Here is a 1739-nt window from a genome sequence, read left to right as displayed (position 1 = left end):
GAGACACACCCGTTATAGGGTCAAGCGAACAAGTGCATGTGGTGGATGCCTTGGCGATCACAGGCGATGAAGGACGCGGTAGCCTGCGAAAAGCTTCGGGGAGCTGGCAAACGAGCTTTGATCCGAAGATGTCCGAATGGGGAAACCCACTCCGAATGGAGTATCCATGACTGAATCCATAGGTCATGTGAAGCGAACGCGGTGAACTGAAACATCTAAGTAACCGCAGGAAAAGAAATCAACCGAGATTCCCAGAGTAGTGGCGAGCGAAATGGGACCAGCCTGTACTCTTTATTCTTACTGTTAGTCGAAGGCTCTGGAAAGTGCCGCCATAGCAGGTGATAGCCCTGTAGACGAAAACAGCGAGGAAGAACTAGGTGTACGACAAGTAGGGCGGGACACGTGAAATCCTGTCTGAAGATGGGGGGACCATCCTCCAAGGCTAAATACTCGTGATCGACCGATAGTGAACCAGTACCGTGAGGGAAAGGCGAAAAGAACCCCGGGAGGGGAGTGAAATAGATCCTGAAACCGCATGCATACAAACAGTCGGAGCCTCGCAAGGGGTGACGGCGTACCTTTTGTATAATGGGTCAGCGACTTACATTCAGTGGCAAGCTTAACCGATTAGGGCAGGCGTAGCGAAAGCGAGTCCGAACAGGGCGTTCAGTCGCTGGGTGTAGACCCGAAACCAGGTGATCTATCCATGGCCAGGATGAAGGTGCGGTAACACGTACTGGAGGTCCGAACCCACTAACGTTGAAAAGTTAGGGGATGAGCTGTGGATAGGGGTGAAAGGCTAAACAAACCTGGAAATAGCTGGTTCTCTCCGAAAACTATTTAGGTAGTGCCTCGTGTATCACCTTCGGGGGTAGAGCACTGTCATGGTTGTGGGGTCCATTGCGGATTACTACGCCATAGCAAACTCCGAATACCGAAGAGTGCAATCACGGGAGACAGACATCGGGTGCTAACGTCCGGTGTCAAGAGGGAAACAACCCAGACCGCCAGCTAAGGTCCCCAAATATTGCTAAGTGGGAAACGAAGTGGGAAGGCTAAAACAGTCAGGAGGTTGGCTTAGAAGCAGCCATCCTTTAAAGAAAGCGTAATAGCTCACTGATCGAGTCGTCCTGCGCGGAAGATGTAACGGGGCTAAGCAATATACCGAAGCTGCGGATGCACATTTATGTGCATGGTAGGAGAGCGTTCCGTAAGCCTGCGAAGGTGCACTGGAAAGTGTGCTGGAGGTATCGGAAGTGCGAATGCTGACATGAGTAGCGATAAAGGGGGTGAAAGGCCCCCTCGCCGTAAGCCCAAGGTTTCCTACGCAACGTTCATCGGCGTAGGGTGAGTCGGCCCCTAAGGCGAGGCAGAAATGCGTAGCTGATGGGAAGCAGGTTAATATTCCTGCACCATTGTTAAATGCGATGGGGGGACGGATCGCGGAAGGTTGTCCGGGTGTTGGAAGTCCCGGTCCTTGCATTGGAGAAGGCGCTTAGGCAAATCCGGGCGCGGAATTCAAGGGTGCGAGGCCATTCACTTCGGTGAAGAAGCAATCGGAAGTGGTTCCAAGAAAAGCCTCTAAGCTTCAGTTTAACAGGACCGTACCGCAAACCGACACAGGTGGGCGAGATGAGTATTCTAAGGCGCTTGAGAGAACTCGGGAGAAGGAACTCGGCAAATTGGTACCGTAACTTCGGGATAAGGTACGCCCCTGTAGCTTGACGCCCCTGCGGGCG

1 rRNA gene is annotated in these 1739 nt (G+C 52.8%); it reads left to right on the top strand.

The window, feature by feature from the left end:
* Positions 1-18 precede the first annotated feature (18 nt).
* A 23S ribosomal RNA gene (locus JMY24_RS37950) occupies positions 19-1739 on the top strand; the annotation flags it as partial.

Source organism: Paraburkholderia kirstenboschensis, from assembly GCF_904848585.1.
Classification (GTDB): domain Bacteria; phylum Pseudomonadota; class Gammaproteobacteria; order Burkholderiales; family Burkholderiaceae; genus Paraburkholderia; species Paraburkholderia kirstenboschensis.
The sequence above is the reverse complement of the archived record's forward strand: the minus strand, read 5'-3'. Positions and strand labels throughout refer to the sequence as shown.